Annotated in this window: 18 protein-coding genes; 8 read left to right on the top strand and 10 right to left on the bottom strand. The window is 75.5% G+C overall.

Annotated elements, in window-relative coordinates; translation table 11 throughout:
* Positions 1 to 17: 17 nt before the first annotated feature.
* Both H7K62_RS17130 and H7K62_RS17125 read left to right on the top strand, forming a co-directional pair.
* Positions 18 to 1499 carry a PP2C family protein-serine/threonine phosphatase gene (locus tag H7K62_RS17130; RefSeq protein ID WP_186720662.1) on the top strand — a complete coding sequence of 494 codons (1482 nt, stop codon included), beginning with the start codon at positions 18 to 20 and terminating at the stop codon, positions 1497 to 1499.
* A 44-nt stretch (positions 1500 to 1543) separates the two neighbouring features.
* On the top strand, positions 1544 to 2638 hold the full coding sequence (locus H7K62_RS17125) for a hypothetical protein (protein ID WP_186720649.1): 1095 nt from the start codon (positions 1544 to 1546) through the stop codon (positions 2636 to 2638).
* 12 nt (positions 2639 to 2650) lie between these two features.
* Here the strand turns inward: H7K62_RS17125 and H7K62_RS17120 are convergent, their stop codons facing one another.
* Positions 2651 to 4354, bottom strand: coding sequence for an alpha-amylase family protein (locus H7K62_RS17120; protein ID WP_222437770.1), 1704 nt, complete (start codon positions 4352 to 4354; stop codon positions 2651 to 2653).
* Entirely contained in the window at positions 4351 to 5520 is a 1170-nt protein-coding gene (locus H7K62_RS17115; protein ID WP_186720647.1) for an ROK family protein, read from the bottom strand. The genes H7K62_RS17120 and H7K62_RS17115 overlap by 4 nt, the downstream gene beginning before the upstream one ends.
* Positions 5521 to 5681: 161 nt before the next feature.
* Here H7K62_RS17115 and H7K62_RS17110 point away from each other — a divergent pair, with 161 nt between their 5' ends.
* From H7K62_RS17110 to H7K62_RS17095, 4 genes are all read left to right on the top strand, one after another.
* Positions 5682 to 6608, top strand: a complete 927-nt coding sequence (locus tag H7K62_RS17110) for a carbohydrate ABC transporter permease (RefSeq protein ID WP_186720645.1) — start codon at positions 5682 to 5684, stop codon at positions 6606 to 6608.
* Between the two features lie 29 nt (positions 6609 to 6637).
* Entirely contained in the window at positions 6638 to 7597 is a 960-nt protein-coding gene (locus H7K62_RS17105; RefSeq protein WP_222437769.1) for a carbohydrate ABC transporter permease, read from the top strand.
* A gap of 10 nt (positions 7598 to 7607) precedes the next feature.
* Positions 7608 to 8993, top strand: coding sequence for an ABC transporter substrate-binding protein (locus tag H7K62_RS17100; protein ID WP_186720643.1), 1386 nt, complete (start codon positions 7608 to 7610; stop codon positions 8991 to 8993).
* An 80-nt stretch (positions 8994 to 9073) separates the two neighbouring features.
* Positions 9074 to 10279, top strand: a complete 1206-nt coding sequence (locus H7K62_RS17095) for a Gfo/Idh/MocA family protein (RefSeq protein ID WP_186720641.1) — start codon at positions 9074 to 9076, stop codon at positions 10277 to 10279.
* A gap of 63 nt (positions 10280 to 10342) precedes the next feature.
* Here H7K62_RS17095 and H7K62_RS17090 read toward each other — a convergent pair whose 3' ends face one another.
* Positions 10343 to 11806, bottom strand: coding sequence for a sensor histidine kinase (locus tag H7K62_RS17090; RefSeq protein ID WP_186720639.1), 1464 nt, complete (start codon positions 11804 to 11806; stop codon positions 10343 to 10345).
* Positions 11806 to 12480 carry a response regulator transcription factor gene (locus tag H7K62_RS17085; RefSeq protein WP_186720637.1) on the bottom strand — a complete coding sequence of 225 codons (675 nt, stop codon included), beginning with the start codon at positions 12478 to 12480 and terminating at the stop codon, positions 11806 to 11808. The genes H7K62_RS17090 and H7K62_RS17085 overlap by 1 nt, the downstream gene beginning before the upstream one ends.
* 144 nt (positions 12481 to 12624) lie before the next feature.
* Between H7K62_RS17085 and H7K62_RS17080 the strand changes: the two genes are divergently transcribed.
* Positions 12625 to 13560 (top strand): hypothetical protein, encoded by a 936-nt coding sequence (locus tag H7K62_RS17080; protein ID WP_186720635.1) that lies wholly within the window; start codon positions 12625 to 12627, stop codon positions 13558 to 13560.
* Positions 13561 to 13730: 170 nt separating this feature from the next.
* The gene (locus tag H7K62_RS17075; protein WP_186720633.1) at positions 13731 to 14441 is read left to right on the top strand and encodes a GAF and ANTAR domain-containing protein; all 711 of its coding nucleotides are present in this window, start codon (positions 13731 to 13733) and stop codon (positions 14439 to 14441) included.
* Positions 14442 to 14657: 216 nt separating this feature from the next.
* Here H7K62_RS17075 and H7K62_RS17070 read toward each other — a convergent pair whose 3' ends face one another.
* The 6 genes from H7K62_RS17070 to H7K62_RS17045 are packed head-to-tail and all read right to left on the bottom strand — an operon-like array spanning position 14658 to position 20666.
* Complete coding sequence (locus H7K62_RS17070) at positions 14658 to 15725, bottom strand: hemolysin family protein (RefSeq protein WP_186720631.1); 1068 nt, start codon at positions 15723 to 15725, stop codon at positions 14658 to 14660.
* On the bottom strand, positions 15722 to 17104 hold the full coding sequence (locus H7K62_RS17065) for a hemolysin family protein (RefSeq protein WP_186720629.1): 1383 nt from the start codon (positions 17102 to 17104) through the stop codon (positions 15722 to 15724). Before H7K62_RS17065 ends, H7K62_RS17070 begins: the two co-directional genes overlap by 4 nt.
* 13 nt (positions 17105 to 17117) lie before the next feature.
* Positions 17118 to 17918, bottom strand: a complete 801-nt coding sequence (locus tag H7K62_RS17060; protein ID WP_222437791.1) for a putative protein N(5)-glutamine methyltransferase — start codon at positions 17916 to 17918, stop codon at positions 17118 to 17120.
* A 47-nt stretch (positions 17919 to 17965) separates the two neighbouring features.
* On the bottom strand, positions 17966 to 18874 hold the full coding sequence (locus H7K62_RS17055; RefSeq protein WP_186720628.1) for a metal ABC transporter permease: 909 nt from the start codon (positions 18872 to 18874) through the stop codon (positions 17966 to 17968).
* Entirely contained in the window at positions 18871 to 19728 is an 858-nt protein-coding gene (locus tag H7K62_RS17050) for a metal ABC transporter ATP-binding protein (protein WP_186720620.1), read from the bottom strand. The genes H7K62_RS17055 and H7K62_RS17050 overlap by 4 nt, the downstream gene beginning before the upstream one ends.
* Positions 19725 to 20666, bottom strand: a complete 942-nt coding sequence (locus H7K62_RS17045; RefSeq protein ID WP_222437768.1) for a metal ABC transporter solute-binding protein, Zn/Mn family — start codon at positions 20664 to 20666, stop codon at positions 19725 to 19727. The genes H7K62_RS17050 and H7K62_RS17045 overlap by 4 nt, the downstream gene beginning before the upstream one ends.
* Between the last annotated feature and the right edge of the window lie 76 nt (positions 20667 to 20742).

Genomic DNA, 20742 nt, shown 5'->3' with positions numbered 1-20742 from the left:
CCCACTAGCCTGACCCGGTGCCGACCGACCGCCCTGGGCTGCGCGCCTGGGCCCAGCGCTGGAGCGTCAGCGCCCCCGCGGTGGAGGCCGTCCTGGAGCGCGTCGACGCCGGCCCCGCCGTCCCCCCCTTCACCGGGCTGCCCGACGAGGTGCGCAAGGAGCTGGTGCGCCTGCCGCTGGCGGCGCTGGCCCAGCTGCGCGACCTCACCGACTCCACCCCGCCGGCCCACCGCACCGCCGCGCGCAGCGCGGTGCCCGGCCGGGCACCGGCCGCGGCGTGGTCGGTGCTGGACGCCGTGGACCAGTCCGTCTGCGTGGCCGACGTCCGGGCGCCGGACTCTCCGATCGTCTACGTCAACCCCGCCTTCACCCGCACCACCGGCTACTCCGAGGAGTCCGTGCTGGGGCGCAACTGCCGGTTCCTGCACGACGGCCTGCTCGAGCCCGCCGCGGACGCTGAGCTCGACGCGCTGGGCACCACCTCCGCGGAGGTCGCGGCCGCCGTCCAGCGCATCCGCGACCTGCTCGCCGCGGGGGAGGCCGGCGAGGTGGTCCTGGTGAACCGGCGCGCCGACGGCCAGCTGTTCGTCAACGAGCTGGCGCTCTCGCCCGTGCTCGGCGCCGACGGGGCCCCGGTGCACTACGTCGCGGTCCAGCGCGACATGACCCCCTACGCCGCGGTGCGGCGCGCCCGGGCCGCCCTCGCCGACGAGCTCGACCAGACCGCCCGCGCCGTGCAGGCCAGCCTCGTCCCCTCCTCCCTCCCGGACCTCCACGGCTGGAGCGTGGCCACCGGCTACCAGCCCGCCACCAGCACCGACGGCCGCCGGGGCGCGGTCAGCGGTGACTTCTTCGACGTCTTCGCCGGCCCTGCCGGCGCCGGCGGGTCCTGGTACGTGGTCATCGGTGACGTCTCGGGGCGGGGGCCCCGCGCGGCCGCCAGCACGAGCGCCCTGCGCTGGGCGCTGCGGGGCGCCGCGACCACCCACGGCGAGCCGGCGGACCTGCTCACGGCGGTCGGCGGTGCGGTGCACGAGGCCCTCGACGACCGGTTCGCGACCGTGGCCGCCGTCGCCCTGCCCGTGGAGGAGCGGGCCGCCTCGGACGCAGCTCGGGCCGTCGTCACCCTGGCGCTGGCGGGTCATCCGCAGCCGGTGCTCCTGCCGGCCCGCGGGGCCCCCCGCCTGGTCGGCAGCCCCGGCACGCTGCTCGGCCCCTTCGCCGAGGTGGAGGTGGCCCAGGTCGAGGTGGAGCTGGGGCCAGGAGACCAGCTCGTCCTCTACACCGACGGCGTCACCGAGGCCACCGACCCCCGCGGCCGGCAGCTCGACGAGCAGGGCCTGCTGGAGCTCCTGGCCGGCCTGGGCGAACAGGACCGGCTCGCTCCCGACGCCGCGCACCGCACCGTGGCCGCTGTGACCGCCGCTGTCACGGACCACGTCGCGGGCGGACCCGTCGACGACCTGACGCTCCTCGTCGTCGCCCGCCCCGCGCCCTGAGGCGACGCGCCACCGGCGGCGGCCGGCGCGGCTAGGGTCCGGACGTGATCAGCGGCCGGTCGCGGGCGCCGGGGCAGCACACCGGCGAGGACGACGTCCACGACCTCGACGAGCACGCCCTCGACGGGGGCTCTCCGGGAGCCCCGGACCAGGACGAGGACGACGACGAGGGCCACCCGGCGGGAGGCGGGCCGCGCCGTCGCCTGCTCGCGGTCGGACTCCTCGGGGTGGTCGCCCTGGTCGGTGCTCTGCTCGGCACGCTGCACGCGGACGCCCGCGCGTCGCAGGCCGAGCGGGAGCTGCGGCTCGACACGGCGCTGCGCACGGGGGCGGTGAGCCTGGACGGTTCCATCTCGTCGAGCGGTGACCTGCAGCTGGCCACGGCCTCGGTGCCGCTGGTCAACACCTCGGGGCAGCCCGTCAGCGCCCGCCTCGTGGCGCTCGAGGCGCCCCACGTCGGCCGGTTCCGCCTGTCGGCGGGCAGCGCTGGCACCCCCGTGCCCGTGACGGTCGCCCCCGGGAGCGCGCTCTCGGTGCAGGCGGCGCTCGAGGTGCGCTGCCAGGACGTGCCCGCGCAGGACCCGGACGGGGCGCCCAGCACCGAGGAGGCCGAGCCCGCGGCGGTCGTGGTGGACGCGGCGCCCGCCCCGGACGGGGACCGGGCCCAGGAGAGCCGCCGCGTGCGGCTGCCACTCGCGGCCGACGAGGCCCGCCGCCTGGCCGCCGAGCTCACCTGGGCCTGCCACCCCGACAGCGGACCCGGCGTGCCGCAGGCCTCCTACACGTGGCTGCCCGACGGGCGGCTCCGCGTCGACCTGGTCAACGGTGCCGCCCCCGGGGCGCCGGTGCGGATCACGGCCCGCGCGTCCGGCGGCGTCTCGGTGACCTCCTCGCCGCAGCTGCCGCTCGTCCTGCAGCCCGGTGGGGCGCAGGAGCTGATGCTCACCGCGCGCATCGACTGCTCCGCGGCGGGAGACGGCTCCCAGAGCGCCGTCGTGCTCAGCAGCGAGGAGCCGGTGGACGGCGGCGCGGCCCAGGGCAGCACGACCTACGACATCAGCAGCGGCAGCAACGGCGACGGGACGCCGTACGGCACCGCGGGGTGGCTCGTGCGGCAGGTCGCCCTCACCTGCGGATGACCCCGCCCACGATCACGGAGGTGGGGGCTCGGTGTGCTCGAAGGGGTCGGCGCCGAGCTCCTCGCCCCACTGCAGGTCCAGCTCCTCCGCTGGCTCGCCGGTGCCGCTGCGCCAGCGCTGGGGCGTGGTGGTGTCGAACCAGTCCAGCGGCTCCACGCCGCCCGGGACGCCTGCGTCCAGCGCCAGGCGCAGCGCGGCGGCGAGGGCGGAGTCCACGGCGTCGGTCCGGGTGGCCGGGTCCACCGAGACGAACAGCGCCGTGCCCGAGCGCGCCACGAGGTCGAGCAGCTGCCGGTTCTGCTCCCACGGCGTGCCGGGTGTGGCGGGCACGCAGTCGGCGTCGACGGTGAACAGCGCGCCGTGCTGCGCCAGCCGGAACGCGAGGGTGTTCACCCCGGTGCGTCGCGTGCGGGACCACGTGAGCCCGGAGGTGTCGTCACCGGTGCGCTGGGCGTGCTCGAGCCCCGCCGCGAGGTGGCCGACGGTGTTGCACCCCAGGACGACGACGTCGCCGGCGGCCTCCCGGACGGCGCGGTAGAAGCCCACCAGCGCCTCCGCCGTCGTCGCCGACGGGTCGGCCAGCGCCGGTCCGTCGGCGGCGGGGGAGGCGCCCATCGCCGGGCCCCAGCGGCCGAGCAGGTCGTAGGTGGAGAAGTCGTGCTTGAGCAGCTCGAACCCCCAGCCGCGGATGCGGGAGACGTCCTCGCGGACCAGGTCGAGCACGGACGCGTGGCTGGGGTCGAGCGCCCAGCCGTCCTGCCGCTGCCCCGGAGCGCCCGTCCCCGCGCCCACCGCCTGGGCCAGCGCACCCGCCAGCGCGCCGTCGGGCCGCTCGCGGCGCAGGAGCGGGCGGTACCAGAGCCCGGGCCGGGCCCCCTGGGCGCGGACCGCCGCGGCCGCCTCGGCGAGGTCGGGGAAGGTCTGCGGGCGCCCGGCGTCCCACGGGCCGCCGGAGGCCTGGCGCCCGTCGGCGACCCCGCCGACCGACCAGCCGTCGTCGATGACGCCGAACGGCCGCACGGGGTGGTCGCCGGCGAGGTCCGAGACGGTGCGCGCGTCGCGGACCACGGCCTCCAGCCCGAAGCCCCGCCCGTACGCGTAGTACCAGTTGTTGGCCCCCACCAGCGGCGTCGTCGGCAGCAGCGGGTCCGGGCACTGCAGGTGCGCCAGCGCCCGCTGCGCGGCGAAGGCGCCACCACCGCCGTCCGGCCGGCCCCCCTCCGCGCGCGCGGACACGACGACGGCGGCCGTCGTCGTCCTGCCGGCCAGCTCCACGGGCGCCCCGCCGCTGCGCAGGTCGAGCCACAGGGTGAGCCCGCCGGGGTCGGCGGTCCAGAACGCCAGCGCGGCGCCGCGCACCCGCACGCCCCACCCCTCGGTGGAGCCGGTGCGCGGGTCGTGCAGCAGCACCGTCCACGGCAGCGGCCGCTCGGGCACGAGGCCCTGCCACGCCAGGTCGCCGTAGGAGCGCTCCCAGGCGTCCCCGAGCACCCGCACGCCCCCGGGCAGCGGCCGGGACCAGCGCAGCGCCACCCGGCTGACGCGGTCGGCGGTGACGTCCACGCGCAGCGCGCGGCCACCGGGCTCGGTGGTGAGGTCGACGCGCACGCCGACGGCGCGCGGCGGGCCGAACCGGTCGCGCACCCCGACCTGGGCGCGCACGAGGTCCGGAGCGGCCACCGCCCGCTCCAGGGCGGCGGCACCCGTCGTCGTCACCGCCCCTCGCCGAGCACGAAGGTGCGGATGGCGGTGACCGCGGCGCCGCGCGCCCACTCGGTGAACCCGGTGACGTGCACCTCCACGGGCAGCGGGGCCGCCCGAGGGGCCCTGCCGGCGGCGATGGCCTCGGCCAGCGGGTGCGCCCCGACCTCGGCCAGGCGCACCCCCTCGCCCGAGATGATGACCTTCTGCGGCATGACGAGGTTGCCGACGAGCGACACCAGCCGCCCCAGCGCGCGGGCGGAGTCGTCGACGACGCGCCGCGCCACCGGGTCTTCGGCCTCGGCGAGGTCGTAGACCTCGTCGCGGTGCAGCTGGCGCCCGTGCGCGAGCGAGGCGCGCGTGGTGATGGCGGCCGTGGAGAGCATCGCGTCGGCGCATCCGGCGTGCCCCAGGCGGCACAGCGGCCCGTTCGGGTCGAGCGGCAGGTGCCCCACCGTCCCCAGCCCGGCTCCGGGGGCGTCGACCACCTGGCCGTGCACCGCGTAGGCGTAGCCGACGCCCTCGCCGACGGTGATGACGGCGAAGTGGTCGCAGCCGCGGGCCGCGCCGAACCACTGCTCGGCGCGGGACAGGGACAGCAGGTCGTTGTCGACGACGACGGGCAGGCCCAGCGCCTCGGCCAGGAGGTCCCCGAGGGCGACCCCGTGCCAGCGCAGGAAGCGGGCGTCCAGCACCACCCCGTCCGGCCCCACCTGCCCGCCCACGCTGATGCCCACGGCGCGCACCGAGCCGTCGACGCCCGCGGCGGCCACCGCGGTCCGCACCAGCCGCGCGACGGTCGCCACCACCTCGGCCGGGTCCGTGGAGAGCAGCAGCGTCTCGTCGGAGGCCACCACGCGGGCGCGCAGGCCCGTGACCGCGACGTGGGCGGTGTGCTCGGTGAGCTTGACGCCCACGAAGCGGTGGGCGTCCTCGTCGACGTCGAGGGGGCGGGTGGGGTGGCCCGACGGGGCGTGGGCGCCCCCGGTCTCCACCAGGAGCCCGCTGTCCAGCAGGGGCTTGGACAGGCGCGTCAGCGTGCCGGCTGACAGGCCGAGGCGACGCGCGATCTCGCTGCGCGGCAGCGGGCCGTCCAGGAGCACCGCCAAGGCCACGTCGTGCGCGGGGCCGGTCAGCGGGGCCCACGCCGGGGCTGCGGCTCCCGCGGTGGTGCTGGTCACGTCACCGAGGCTACTCACTTCGCCGGTGGAACCGAAGAACCTGACCCATGGTCTTCGAACGGTTCGCCACGGGGTCTTGACGGGGTACTTGCTTTCACCGTAGAAACAAGTCACCACCCGAGCGGGCCCGCCCGCCCCACCACACCGCCGTGGAGAGCCCCGTGACCGCAGGCACCACCTCGCCCCCGCGCACCGCGCCGGCCCCCGCTCGCGCCCCGCGGAGCTCACGGGAGGGCCTGGCGGCGGTCGGCTTCATCGCCCCCGCCCTGCTGGGCTTCGTCGTCTTCTACTTCTGGCCCACCCTGCGCGGGCTCTGGTTCTCCCTCACCGAGTACGACTTCTTCAGCCGCCCCCGGTTCGTCGGGCTGGACAACTACGCGCGGATGGCCTCGGACGAGACCTTCTGGAACGCCATGAAGGTGACGGTGCAGTACGTCGCCATCAACATCGTCGTGCAGACGGTGCTCGCCGTCCTCATCGCCGTCCTGCTGCAGCGCGTCACCCGGTCGGTGTTCGTGCGCAGCGTCGTCGTCCTGCCGTTCCTCATCTCCAACGTCGTCGTGGCGCTGCTCTTCTACTGGATGCTCGACGCGCAGATCGGCATCGTGAACGCCGCGATCACCGGCCTGGGGCTCGACGCGATCCCCTTCTTCGGCGAGCAGGACTGGGTGGTGCCGACCATCGCCCTGGTCAACGTGTGGCGGCACATGGGCTACACGGCCCTGCTGGTGTTCGCCGGCCTCATGACCATCCCCGAGGGCCTGTACGAGGCCGGTCGGGTCGACGGCGCCAGCGAGTGGCGCATGTTCTGGTCGATCACGCTGCCGCTGCTGCGCCCCGTGCTCGCCCTGGTGCTGGTCATCACCGTCACCGGCTCGTTCCAGGTGTTCGACACCGTGGCCGTGACCACCTCCGGCGGGCCGGGGGACGCGAGCCGGGTGATCCAGTACTACATCTTCGACCTGGCCTTCCAGCGCCTGGAGTTCGGCTACGCCGCCGCGGTCTCGGTGGTGCTCTTCGCGATCCTCGCCGCGGTCGCGTTCGTCCAGCTGCGCCTCACCCGCGCCAACGAGTCCGACCTCGCCTGAACCCCGAGCCGGAGCAGAGGAGTCCCGTCGTGACCGTCACCACGCCCGTCGAACCGGCCGCCGCCGGCCCCACCCGCGCGAGCGGACCCACCGCCGCGCGCGCCCCGCGCGACCGCCGCGTGGGCGTCGGCCGCGTCGTCGCCTGGGCCACGCTGGTCCTGATCATGCTGGTCACGCTGTTCCCCTTCTACTGGATGCTGCGCACGGCGCTGTCCAACGGGACCGAGCTGGCCACCAACCCCTCCTCGCCGCTGCCGGTCGGGTTCACCTTCGGGGCCTTCGAGCGCGTGCTCGGCCTGTCGACGACGGCGCAGGCGCAGGCCCAGGGCGGCTCCGGCGCGGCCATCGACTTCTGGCTCTACCTGCTGAACTCGCTGCTGGTGGCCACGCTCATCACCGCGGGCCAGGTCTTCTTCGGCGCCCTGGCCGCCTACGCCTTCGCCCGGCTGCGCTGGCCCGGGCGCGACGCGGTGTTCTTCGTCTTCCTCACCGCGCTCATGGTGCCGCCGATCTTCACGCAGCTGCCCAACTTCCTGCTCATGCGGGACCTGGGCCTGCTCAACACCTACGCGGCGATCGTCCTGCCGTTCTTCTTCATGACGCCGTTCGCCATCTTCTTCCTGCGGCAGTTCTTCCTCGGCATCCCGCGCGAGGTGGAGGAGGCCGCCGTGCTCGACGGCGCCGGCACCGTGCGCCGCTTCTTCCGGGTCATCGCCCCCATGGCGTCCGGGCCCCTCATCACGCTGGCGATCCTGCAGTACATCCAGGCCTGGAACGAGTACTTCTGGCCGCTGCTGGTGGCCAGCGACCGCAGCGTCCGCGTGCTGACCGTGGGCCTGGGCGTCTTCAGGTCGCAGACCCCGCAGGGCACGCCTGACTGGGCCGGCCTCATGGCCGCCACGCTGCTGGCGGCGCTGCCCGTCGTCGTCCTCTTCGCCGTCTTCAGCCGGCGCATCGTCGACTCCATCGGCTTCTCCGGGATCAAGTGAGGCACCCGACATGAGCACCTCCGCACCCAGCCCCCGCCGTTCCCGCCGCCGTCCGAGCCGCCTCCGGGCCGGGCTGGCCGCCGCCACCGCCGCGCTCGCGCTGACCGTGAGCGGCTGCGCCTCCTACGGCGTGGACCAGGGAGGGGACGGGGAGAGCGGCACCATCACCTACTGGATGTGGGACTCCGCCCAGCTGCCCGCCTACCAGCAGTGCGCCACCGACTTCCACGCCGCCAACCCCGACGTCGACGTGCAGATCGAGCAGTTCGGGTGGGACGACTACTGGAACAAGCTCTTCACCGGCTTCGTCGCCGGGTCGGCGCCGGACGTCTTCGTCGACCACACCTCGCGCTTCGGGGAGTTCGCCGCGCGCGGCCTCATCGAGCCCCTGGACTCCCAGGTGGCCTCCTCCGGCCTGGACCTCGGCCAGTACGTGCCGGGCAGCGCCGAGCTCTGGGTCGGCCCGGACGGCAAGCGGTACGGCCTCCCGAAGGACTTCGACACCGTCGGGATGTTCTACAACGCCGACATGGCCGCGAAGGCGGGCCTGACGGCGGAGCAGATGAACGCCCTGACGTGGAACCCCACCGACGGCGGCACCTTCGAGAAGGCCGTCGCCCACCTCACCGTCGACACCAACGGCGTGCGCGGCGACGAGCCCGGCTTCGACAGGTCGAAGATCGCCACCTACGGCCTCGGCCTGGAGAACTCCGGCGAGGCGTTCGGGCAGACGCAGTGGTCGTGGTTCACCCAGACCACCGGGTGGTCTCCGATCGACGAGGCGTGGGGGACGACCTTCCACTACGACGACCCCCGCTTCCAGCAGGCCATCGCGTGGTGGACCGGGCTCGTCGACAAGGGCTACATGCCGCCGCTGTCCCTCACCCAGGGCGGCTCGCTGGACCAGCAGCTGCAGGCCGGCAAGTACGCCCTCATCACCAACGGCTCCTGGAACATCGCCAACTACTCCAAGCTCAAGGGCGTCGAGCTCGCCGTGGCCAAGACCCCCGTGGGCCCCGAGGGCCGCAAGACGATGACCAACTCCCTGGGCGACTCCATCTCCACCACGTCCCAGAACAAGGGCGCGGCGTGGAAGTGGGTGCGCTACCTGGCCAGCCCCGCCTGCCAGGACGTCGTCGCCCGCGGCGGGATCGTCTTCCCCGCCATCGCCTCCACGACGCCCGCCGCCGTCGAGACCCTCTCCAAGACCGGCCTCGACGTCACCGCGTTCACCGACCCCATCGCCGACGGCGAGACGTTCCCCTACCCGGAGATCCTCCAGGCCTCCGAGGTCCAGTCGATCATGGGGACGGCGATGGACCAGGTGGTCGGCGGGCAGGCCCCCGCCTCCTCGCTGACCGCCGTCAACGGACGCGTCGAGGCCGTCTTCCAGTAGCCCCTCCCCGCTCGCCGCGGTGAGCGCCCAGAACCCGCAGGCCCCGACCGGGGGCCCCACGACCCGGAGGTCCACCCCCCGTGTTCTCGATCGCCGTCATCGGCGCCGGCCAGTTCGCCGGCTCCTTCACCGAGCTCTTCCGGCGCCACCCCGGCGTCTCCGACGTCCACGTCACCGACGTGCTGCCCGAGCGGGCGGAGGCGCTGGTGGCCGAGCAGGGCCTCGCCGGCACCTTCGCCTCCTTCGAGGACGCGCTCGCCTCCGACGTCGACGCCGTCGCGATCTTCACCCAGCGCTGGACCCACGGCCCGCTGGTCGTGCAGGCGCTGCGCGCCGGCAAGCACGTCTACTCCGCCGTCCCCATGGCCATCACCGAGGACGAGATCGCCGCCATCGTCGACGCCGTGGCCGAGACAGGCCTCACCTACATGATGGGTGAGACCAGCCACTACAACCCGGCCACCGTCTACGCCCGCTCCCACGTGGAGAAGGGGACCTTCGGCCGGGTGTTCTACGCCGAGGGCGACTACGTCCACGACATGGACCTGGGCTTCTACGACGCCTACCGCTACTCCGGCGGCGAGGGCTGGAAGGCCACCGCCTCCTACCCGCCCATGCTCTACCCCACCCACGCCCTCGGCGGCGTGCTCGGTGCGCTCGACACCGACGCCGCGCACGTGGTGTCGGTGAGCTGCCTCGGTGTGGCCGACACCCGCGGCGACGGCGTCTTCGACAGGGACGTGTCGATGTTCGACAACGACGTCTCCAACGCCACCGCGCTGTTCGAGCTGTCCGACGGCGGCGTGGTGCGCACCAACGAGATGCGCCGCGTGGGCTACCCCTCGCACCTGCGCGAGTCGCGGTTCCGGTTCTTCGGCACGGACGCCAGCTTCGAGCAGCTGGCCACGGTGTCGCTGTTCCAGGACAAGCAGGGCGTGCAGGACGTCTCCGCCGACCTCGACTCCGAGGCCTCGGTCTCCGAGGACGACCCCTCGCTCGCCCACGTGGCGCCCGAGCTGCGGGCGGCGTTCGTGTCGGGGCACGCGCCCGTCCACGACGTCGCGCGCCTGCCGCAGGAGTTCGCCGGGGCGCCGAACGGCCACGAGGGCAGCCACCAGCTCCTCGTCGACGACTTCGTCACCGCGGTGAACACCCGCACGCTGCCGCCGGTCAACGCCTGGGTCGCAGCGCGGTACACCCTGCCCGGCGTGGTCGCGCACGAGTCGATGCGCCGCGGCGGGGAGCGCCTGCCGGTCCGCGACCTCGGGAACCCGCCCACCGCCTGACCCGCCAGCTCTCGGCCCGCGACCACGGGGGACGTGCGCAGCGGCTGCGGACGTCCCCCGTGGTCACACGGAGGTGAGGGGGAGTGTCAGCCGCAGGACGGCGCCCGGTCCCTTCCCGTCGGCGCTGCGGCCGGGGTCGGCGGCCACGAGGTTCCCGCCGTGAGCGCGGGCGATGGCGCGGGCGATCGCCAGGCCCAGCCCCGCACCGCCGGAGCGCCGGTCGCGGCCCGCGTCCAGGCGCACCAGCCGCTCGAAGACCCGCTCGCGCTGGTCGGCGGGGATGCCCGGACCGGTGTCGCGCACCTCGAGGACGGCCTCGCCCTCCCGCGCGGCCACCGACACCACCACCGAGCCCGCACCGGCGACGGCGCGGCGCGCGTTGTCGAGCAGGTTGGTGAGCACCTGGCCCACCCGCACCGCGTCGCAGCTCACCACCAGCGGCCCCGCCGCCTCCACGCCCCAGGTCGTCCCGGTGCCGAGGAGCCGCTGTCGCTCCACCTCCTGGCGCGCCAGCTCGACGACGTCGACCTCGGCGCGCTGCAGCTCGACGCCCTCCTCCAGCCGGGCCGCGGTGAGCAGGTCTCCCACCAGCCGCGACGCCCGCGTGCTCTCCCGCACCATCGCCGCGAGCGCCCGCTCGCGGTCCTCGCGGCCCGGGTCGTCGCGCAGGAGGTTCTCCGCGCTGGCCTGGAAGCCGGCCAGCGGGGTGCGCAGCTCGTGGGAGGCGTCGGACAGGAACGCGCGCATCTGCTGCTGGGACCGCTCCGCGGTGGCCACGGCCGACTCCAGCTCGTCGATCATCGCGTCGAACGCCAGCGCGGTGCGCCCCAGCTCGGTGTCCGAGCGCCCGGACCCCAGGCGCCGCCCCCGGTCACCGGCAGCGATGCTGCGCGCCACGGACGTCATCTCGTCCAGCGGCCGCAGCGCCACGCCGACCACCCGGCCCAGCGCGAACCACGCCACCACCAGGCCCGCCGCCCCGCCGAGCACCTCCAGGACGACGAGACCGGTCAGCGCCTCGCCCACGTAGGAGTCGTCCACGGACAGCGTCAGCTGGGCGCCGCTGGCCAGCTGGGTGACCAGGAACAGCTTGCTGCCCTCGCGCTGCACCTGGGCGGCGGCGCCCGGCCCGGCCGGCGGCCCGCCCGCGGGGCCTCGCGACGTCCCGGGCCCCTCGTCGCCTCCACCGGTCCCCGAGCTGCCCGGGGGAGCCGGGGCCACGGGCGTGCTGACGCACCCCTGGTCCTGGGTGCACAGCTCGCCCAGCACCCCGTCGCCCTGCAGCTTGTCCAGCAGCTGCTGCGAGGACAGCGAGCCGTCCAGCTGCTGGGCCAGCGCGGCGCGGTCGGTCAGGCGCGTCTGCAGGTCGGAGCGCAGCCGCACCACCAGCAGGACGTCGACGACGACGAACAGCGCCACCAGCAGCAGCGCCAGCAGCACGAGCACCGACCAGCGGACCCGGCCGGCCAGGGAGGCAGGTCCGGTGCTGAGGCGCTCGCGGCGGGCGAGGGGCTGCAGGGCGCGCATCAGGGCCGCAGCACGTAGCCGAGGCCGCGCACGGTGTGGATCAGACGCGGACCGTGGGCCTCGGTCTTCCGGCGCAGGGCGCTGACGTGCACCTCGACGAGGTTCGGGTCGTAGTCCTCGTACCCCCACACCTGGGTCAGGATCTGGGTCTTGCTCAGCGTGCGGCCCCGGCCGGCCACGAGGTAGGCCAGCAGGCGGTGCTCGGTGCCCGTGAGGTCCAGCACCTGCCCGCCGCGGGTGGCCACCGCCGAGGCCTCGTCCAGCACGAGGTCCCCCACCTGCACCGTGGACGGGACCCGTCCGAGGCGCTGCAGCAGGGCGCGCACGCGGGCCAGCAGCTCCGCCGTCACGTACGGCTTGACCACGTAGTCGTCGGCGCCGGTGGAGAACCCGCGCAGCCTGTCGTCCACGGCGTCGCGCGCGGTGAGGAAGAGCAGGCCAGCGTCGCTGCGCTCGCGCAGCGCGCGCGCCAGCGCGAACCCGTCGCGCGGGCCCGGCAGCATGACGTCCAGCAGGGCGACGTCGGGCCGGAAGGCGTCGACGGCGCTCTCGAAGCCCTCGCCGTCGGCGAGGGCCTCCACCACGAAGCCGTCGCTGCGAAGGGCGTCGACGAGGGCGTCGCGGACGGAGGCGTCGTCCTCCACGACCAGGGCACGAGCAGCGGGAGCGGGCACACGACCATTCTGGTCGGCCCAGCCTGAGGGGCTGCTGAAGACGGCGCGGTGCCCCCTCCGCTTCAGGTCGGCTTCAGACCCGCCGCCCAGCGTTGTCGTCAGGTCCCGCTGAACCGGCGGGCCACGACTCCTCTGGAGGACATCGTGAACCAGCCCACGCAGCCCACCTGGATCCCCACCGACGCCAGCTCCGCCCAGGGCGGGCGCTCGCGCCGCGGCCGTCGCACGGTCCTCGCCATCGCCCTGGCCGGCGGACTGACCGTCGGCGGCGCGGGTCTCGCCCTCGCCGACGGGATGCCGACCTCGCCGTCGGCCTCCACCTCGGCCAGCGCGCCCGCCGCTCCCTCCGGTGACGCCTCCGCCCAGGGCCAGGCGCCCGCTGGCGGTCCCGCCGGCGGCCCCGCCGCTGGTGGCCCGGCTGCCGGTCCCGCGGCGGGCCAGCACGCGCCGCACCTCGACGGCACCGTCAAGGAGGTCACCGACTCGGGCTTCACCCTGGTCGACCAGGACGGCTTCACCCGGACGGTGAGCACCGGCAGCAGCACCACCTACAGCACGGCGCCCACGCCGCCGGCGCCCCCGGCGGCCCCCTCGGGCCAGGAGGGCTCCCAGCCCTCGGCGCCGGCCGCTCCCGCGGCGCCGTCGGCCTCCTCTGCGCCGTCCGCCTCCTCCGCGCCGTCCGCCTCCTCCGCGCCGGTGGCCTCGGGTGACCAGAAGGGCTCCCAGCCCGCCGCCCCCGCCCAGCCGGCGACGTCCGACCGCTCCACCGTCCTCGTGGTGGGCGCCCACGTCGTCGCGGAGGGCTCCGTGGCCGGCGACGGCACCACGCTGGACGCGACCTCGGTCTCCACGGCCCCGACCCCGCCCCAGGGCGGCCCCGCCCAGGGCGGTCCGGCGGCTCCGCCGGCCCCGGCCCAGGAGCAGGGTGGCGCGAAGGCCGACGGCAAGGGCGCTGCCCCGGCTGCCCCGGCCGCCCCGCAGGGCCAGCAGCAGGGCCAGCAGCAGGGCCAGGCGCCCACGGCCCCGGCGGCTCCGTCGGCGCCGGCCGAGGGCGAGCAGCCCCCGGTCGTGGGCTCCTGACAGCCACCCGTCCCCGATGACCGGCGACCCCCGGTGGAGTGCGTGAGGCGCTCCACCGGGGGTCGCCTCGTCGCGTGCCGTCCGCTCGCGCCACCGCGGGGCTGCCCGACTAGATTGGGCGACCGCCCGTCGAGACCAGCGGGGGGCGCCGAGCACCACGGGGAGCCTGCATGTCGGTCGACGTCGCCTACGCCGAGCTGGGAAGGATCCTCCTCGACAGGACGCCGCTGAACGCCGTGCTCCAGCGCGTCGCCGAGCTCGCCCGCGACTCGGTGCCGGGCGTCGACGAGGCCTCGGTGACGCTGGTGCAGGGGCGTCGCGCGACGTCCGTGGCGTTCACCGGCAGCCTGGCCGTGCAGCTGGACGAGCGCCAGTACGAGCTCGGTTTCGGCCCGTGCATGGACGCCGCGATGTCCGGCCAGACCATCGCCATCCGCAACACCTCCCTCGGCGACCAGGCCTACCCCGGGTTCTCCGAGGTGGCGGCCCGCGCCGGGGTGCGCGCCACGCTGTCCGTGGGCCTGGCCGTCCCAGGCCGCACGGTGGGGGCGCTGAACCTCTACGACACCGGCGGCGAGGGCGTCCTGAGCGAGGAGTCCCGCGAGGTGGCCACGGTCTTCGCCGGGCACGCCGCGATCGCCCTCACCAACGCCCTCGCGGTGGAGAGCACCCGCGAGCTCGCGGAGCAGCTGCAGCGGGCCATGGCCTCGCGAGCGGTGATCGAGCAGGCCAAGGGCGTCGTCGCGGTGCAGCGGAGGGTCACCCCCGAGCAGGCCTTCGCGCTGCTGTCCCGGCGCTCCCAGGACTCCAACCGCAAGCTGGCCGAGCTGGCCGGCGAGGTGGTGGAGGCGGTGTCCCAGGGACGCGACACCGGCTGGTGACGGCGGCCTTCCCCGGGCGACGCGGCGGCGGCCCGCACCGGCTCACCGCCGGCGGGGGCGGGCCTCCACGAGCAGCCGGCGCTCGATGAGGTCGAGCAGGAACACGAGCGCCGCGACGAAGGGCAGGAGTCCGAGGGCGAGCAGCACGCGTCCACGCTCCCTCACGCGGTGGGCCCCGCCCGTGCGACACGCCGGGGCGATGACCACGACGCGCCGTCAGCGCGTGGCGCGCGGGACGGGAGCGGCGGACGCCGCGGCACCCGCCCGCACCTCGCCCACCAGCTCCTCGAGCACGTCCTCGAGCGTCGCCACCCCCAGCAGCTGCCCGTGGGCGTCCTCCACGCGCGCCAGGTGCGCGCCGGTCTCCTGCATGCGCCGGAGCACCGGGCGCAGCGCGTCGTCGTCGGAGACGGTCGCCAGGTCGCGCACGTAGCGGGAGGGCACCTGGGCCGCCCGGGCCCGCAGGTCGAGCGTGAGCACGTCCTTGACGTGCACGTAGCCGGACAGGCCGCCCGCGCCGTCGTCGATCGGGAAGCGGGAGAAGCCGGTGCGGGCCGCGGCGTCCTGCACGGCCGCCACGGTGGCCCCGCGCGGCAGCGTGGCCAGCGAGCCGAGCGGCAGCAGCACCGCCGCGGCCGTCCGGTCGGCGAAGCCGAGCGCCGCGGTGGTCAGCTCCTCGACGTCCTCCTCCAGGAGGCCCTCCGAGCGGGCCTCGGCCACCAGGCCGGCCACCTCCTCACGGGTGTACGCGCTGGTCACCTCACCCTTCGGCTCCACCTTGACCAGGCGCAGCGCGAGGTTCGCGATGGCGTTGGAGACCGCGATCACCGGGCGCAGCACCATCGCCAGCGCCCGCAGCGGCGGCGCCAGCACGAGCGCCGCGCGGTCCGGGCCCGCCAGCGCGAGGTTCTTGGGCACCACCTCGCCGAGCACCACGTGCGCCGTCACCACCAGGGCGAGCGCGATCGCGAAGGCCACCGGGTGCACCAGCGCCTCCGGCAGGCCGACGGCGGCGAAGAGCGGCTCCAGCTGGTGGGCCACGGCGGGCTCGCCCACGGCGCCGAGGCCGAGGGAGCACAGGGTGATGCCCAGCTGGGCGCAGGAGAGCATGGAGGTGACGTCCTCCATGGCCTTGAGGGTGGTGCGCGCCGCGCGGCTGCCGCCCGCGGCCAGCAGCTCGACCGAGGAGCGCCGCGCGGAGATCACCGCGAACTCCGCGCCCACGAAGAAGGCGTTGAGGCCCAGCAGCACCAGCGCCAGGACGATGGCCAGCCCGTCGCTCACCGCTGGTCCTCCGCGCCGCCGGGGGGCACCGCGCCCGGCTCGAGCAGGCGCAGGTGCACGCCCTCCAGGCGCAGGCCGTCACGGGCCTCCACGCGCAGCTCGCACCAGCGCTCGACGGGGAGCCCGTCGTCGTCGACGTCGTCGGTGGTGACGGGCACGCGGGTCACCGCACCGACCTCGGGCAGGCGCCCCAGCTCGCGCAGCACCAGGCCTGCCACCGTCTCGTAGTCGGGGTGCTCGGGCAGGTGCACGCCGGTGCCGGCCGCTACCTCGTCGGGGCGCAGCAGCCCGGACACCAGCCAGCCGCCCTCGCCGTCCTCCCGCACCGCGGAGGTCACCACGTCGTGCTCGTCGACCACCTCGCCGACGATCTCCTCCACGAGGTCCTCGAAGGTGACCACGCCCGCGAAGCCCCCGTACTCGTCCACCACCACCGCCAGCTGCAGCGGCGAGTCCTTGAGCTGGTCGAGCAGCTCGTCCAGCTCGAGGGTCTCCGGCACCAGCGCGGGCTCCACCGCCACGTCGCGCAGGAGGACCGACCCGGCCTCCTCCGGTGGCACCAGCAGGGCCTGGCGCGCGTGCACCACGCCCAGCACGTCGTCCTGGTCGGTGCCGGTCACGGGGAAGCGGGAGCGGCCGGAGTCGTGGACGGCGGCCACCAGCTCGGTGAGGTCGTCGTCTCCGGAGAGCGTGCGGACCCTGATCCGCGGGGTCATGACGTCCACGGCACGGCGGTCGGAGAACGCCAGGGTGCGCTGCACGAGGGCCGCGGTCTCCTCCTCCAGCGTCCCCTGCTCCGCCGAGCGGCGGACCAGGGACAGCAGCTCGTCGGCGGAGCGCGCGGACGCCAGCTCCTCGGCCGGCTCGGTGCGGAAGACGCCCCGCAGCACCGCGTCGGCCAGCCCGTTGAGGGCGCGGATGGGCCAGGCCATGCCCCGGGCGAAGCCCCGGCTGAAGCCCTGGACCGCGTAGGCGGTGGCGTAGGGCAGGGAGATGGCGAGGTTCTTCGGCACCAGCTCGCCGAAGACCATGGTGCCGAGCGTCGAGACCGCCAGGGCCAGCGCCAGCGACGTCGCGGTCGCGGCGCCCCCGGTGATGCCGGCGCCCTCGAGCCACGGCGCCACCAGCCGCCCGACGGCCGGCTCGGCGAGGTAGCCGATGGCGAGGTTGGTGATGGTGATGCCCACCTGGGCGCCCGACAGCTGCGTGGACAGGCTGCGCAGCGCGCTCAGCGTGCCCGCCGCGCGGCGGTCTCCGCCCTCGGCGTCCCGCTCGACCGTGGCCCGGTCCACCGTGAGCAGCGAGAACTCGGCGGCCACGAACAGCCCGCAGGCCACGACCAGCGCGGCGGCGGTGAGCAGGAGGAGCAGCTCTGTCACGGTGCTCGCCAGGCTAGGCCCTGGCGAGCACGCACGACGCCTCCAGGTCGTCGTCGTGGACGGCCGTCGCGCTCAGCCCGCCGGCGCGGCAGGCGGCCAGCGTCCCCGCGGCCTGCGGCTCGCTCGTCTCCAGCACCAGCGCCCCGCCGGGCGCGAGCCAGGTCCCCGCACCGGCCGCCACCCGGCGGTGCACGTCCAGGCCGTCCGCCCCGCCGTCCAGGGCGGTCAGGGGCTCGTGGTCGCGGGCCTCCGGCGGCATGAGGGCCACCCGCCCGGTGGGCACGTAGGGCGCGTTGACCAGCAGCAGGTCCACCCGACCGCGCAGCGCGCCGGGCAGCGCCGCGAAGAGGTCCCCGGTGTGCACCTGCGCTCCGGGGACGTCCCGCAGGTTCTGGGCGGCGCAGGCCGTGGCCAGCGGGTCGACGTCGGCGGCGTGCAGCCGCACGGCCACCCCTGCGCGCGCGGCGGCGACCGCCACCGCCAGCCCCACCGCGCCCGTCCCGCAGCACAGGTCGACGACGACGGCGGCGTGCGCGCCGGCGAGGGCCCCGAGGCCCTCGCGCACGAGCAGCTCGCTGCGCCGACGCGGCACGAAGACCCCCGCGGCGGTGCCCACGCGCAGGCCCGCGAAGGCCGCCCACCCCAGGACCAGCTCCAGCGGCTCACCGCCCTCGCGGCGACGCACCAGCGCCTCGAGGCCACCGGCCGAGCTGGCCTGCGCGAGCAGGAGGTCGGCCTCCTCCTCGGCGAAGACGCACCCGGCGGCCCGCAGCCGCCGCACGAGACCTCCGCGGACCTCCAGCACGGGGCCCAGCCTGCCCCCTCGCCCGACGGCCGACAGGCCGTCGGGCCGTCAGGCCGTCAGACCGGCGACCCGGCCAGCCCGGCCGGCTGCTCGGCCTCGGCGGGCGCGGGGGCGGGACGGCGCCGGGTCCAGCCGCGCCGGCCGCGGCGGGCGCCGACCACCCGGCACACCACGTAGATGGCGAACGAGATCGTGGTGACGAAGGGGCTGATGGGCACCGTGCCCCCCAGAGCCAGCAGGATCCCGCCGACGGCCGAGGTGACCGCGAAGGCCACCGAGAGGACGGGGACCCACAGCGGGGAGGCCGACACCCGGGTGGCGGCGGCTGCCGGGGTGATGAGCAGCGAGAGGACCAGCAGCGCGCCCACCACCTGCACCGCCATGGCCACCGAGAGGCCGAGCACCACCATGAAGACCAGCGACAGGGCGCGCACGGGCACGCCGCGCGCCGCCGCGCCGGCGGGGTCGACGCTGGCGAACAGCAGAGGCCGCCACACCACGGCCAGGACCGCCAGCACCACGGCGGCCGTGGCGAGCATGGTGAGCAGCTGCGGGTCGTCCACGGCCACGACCTGGCCGGTGAGCAGGCCGAACTTGTTGGCCGAGCGCCCCGGGTACAGGGCCAGGAAGAGGACGCCCAGCCCCAGCCCGAACGGCATGAGGACGCCGATGATCGAGTTCCTGTCGCGGGCCCTCACGCCCAGGAGCCCGATGAGCACCGCGGCGAGCAGCGAGCCGACCACCGACCCCAGCACCACGTCGACCCCGACCAGCAGCGCGGCCGCCGCCCCCGCGAAGCTCAGCTCGGAGATCCCGTGGACGGCGAAGGCCATGTCGCGGGCGGTCACGAGCACCCCGACGAGCCCGCCCACCAGCCCGAGCGCGGCCGCCGCCCACAGCGAGTTGGTGACCAGCGGCAGCAGCCGCGAGTAGTCGTCGAAGTTGATGACGGCGTCCCAGCTCATGCGGGTCGCTCCTCGTCGTGGGGGTGGTGGGCGTGGTCGGCGGAGGGCCGGGTGCCGTAGCGGCTGACGTGCTCGCCCGTGGCGGCGATGAGCACGCGGCCGGCGTGCCGGAGGACCTCCACGCGGGTGCCGTACAGCTCCGTCAGCGACTCCGAGGTCAGCACCTCGTCGGGCGTGCCGACCCGGTGGCCGGCCGGGGCCAGGTAGAGGACCTTGTCGACGACGTCGAGGACGGGGTTGATCTCGTGGGTCACGAAGAGGACGGCCGTGCCGGTGCGGCGCCGGCTGTCGACCACCCCGACCACCTCGCGCTGGTGGGCCAGGTCGAGGGAGAGCAGGGGCTCGTCGCACAGCAGGAGCGCCGGGTCGGTGGCGACCGCCTGGGCGATGCGGATGCGCTGCTGCTCCCCGCCGGACAGCAGGCCCACGGGCACGTCGCCGTAGGCGGTCGCCCCGACGGAGGCGAGGAGGTCGTCCACGCGGGTCCGCACCTTCCTGCTCGGCAGCGGGACGCCCCACCGGTGGCCGTCGATGCCCTGACGCACCAGGTCGCGCGCGCGCAGCGGCGTCATGGGGTCGATCAGGCGCTGCTGCGGCACGTAGCCGATGGACGCCGAGCCCGCCCGCGGCGCACGGCCCTGCACCTCCACGCTCCCGTCCGTGAGCGGCTGCTGGCCCAGCACCGCGCGCACGAGGCTCGTCTTGCCCGAGCCGTTGGGCCCCAGCACGGCGACCAGCTCCCCGGGGTGGACGTCGAGGTCCAGGTCCCGCCAGACCTCGTGCTCCCCGTAGCGCAGCCCGGCCCCCCGCAGCGAGAGGACCGGGCCGCGGCCGGGCGCCGGACCGGTGCTCACAGCCCGACGGCGGTGCGGATGGCGGAGATGTTGGCGCTCATCCACGCGGTGTAGGTGTCACCGTCGGGCAGCGTCTCGGTGACGGGGACGACCGGGATGCCCGCGGCGGTGGCCGCGGCCTTCACCGCGTCGGTCTCGGCGCCGGTGGTCTGCTCGTTGTAGACCAGCGCCCTCACCTCCTTGTCGGTGTACTGGGCCTCGGTCTGGGCCAGCACGGCGGGGGAGACGTCGGTGCCCTCCTCCACGGCCTCGGAGAACGCCGGGGGCGTGGCGACCTGCAGGCCCATCGCCTCCAGCAGGTAGTCCGGGACGGGCTCCGTGATGCCGACCTTCGTCCCCGCCGCCTTCGAGGCCACCTGCGCCTCCTGCGCCTCGAGCGGGGCCAGTCCGTCGGCGAAGGCCTTGGCGTTGGCGGTGAAGGTCGCCGCCTGCGCCGGGTCGGCCTTCCCCAGCTGCTCGGCGATGGCCTCGGCCACCTTGGCGGTGGTCGGCAGGTCGTACCAGACGTGCTCGTTCAGCTCGTCCCCGGCGGAGGTGGCCTTGCCGGAGACGTCCACGGCGTTGACGACCGGAGCCGTGCTGCCAGCGGCCGAGACGAGCTTCTCCATGAAGTCGTCGTAGCCGCCCCCGTTCTCGACGATCACGGCGGCGGACTTCACAGCGAGCTGGTTGCGCGCGGAGGCCTCGTAGGAGTGCGGGTCCTGGCTGGGGTCGCTGATGAAGGAGGTCACCTGCACGGCGTCGCCCCCGACGGACTTCGCCACGTCGCCCCAGACGTCCGTGGAGGCCACCACCTGGAGGGTCCCCGACGACGCCGTGCTGCCCCCGGCGGAGCTCGTCGGCGCGCCGGCCGCGGTGCTGCTGCTGCCGCACCCGGTCAGGGCGAGGAGAGCGGCGCCGGCGACGAGCGCGGCGCCCGGGCGCAGGGGGAACGACACGGAGGGCCTCCAGGGGGTGCGGAGAAGACTGATAACGCTTCTCATCCTAGAGCGTGCGCGCGGTCCGAGGGTCACG

Source organism: Quadrisphaera sp. RL12-1S (assembly GCF_014270065.1).
Lineage (GTDB): Bacteria > Actinomycetota > Actinomycetes > Actinomycetales > Quadrisphaeraceae > Quadrisphaera.
This window is presented reverse-complemented; position numbering and strand designations above follow the sequence as displayed.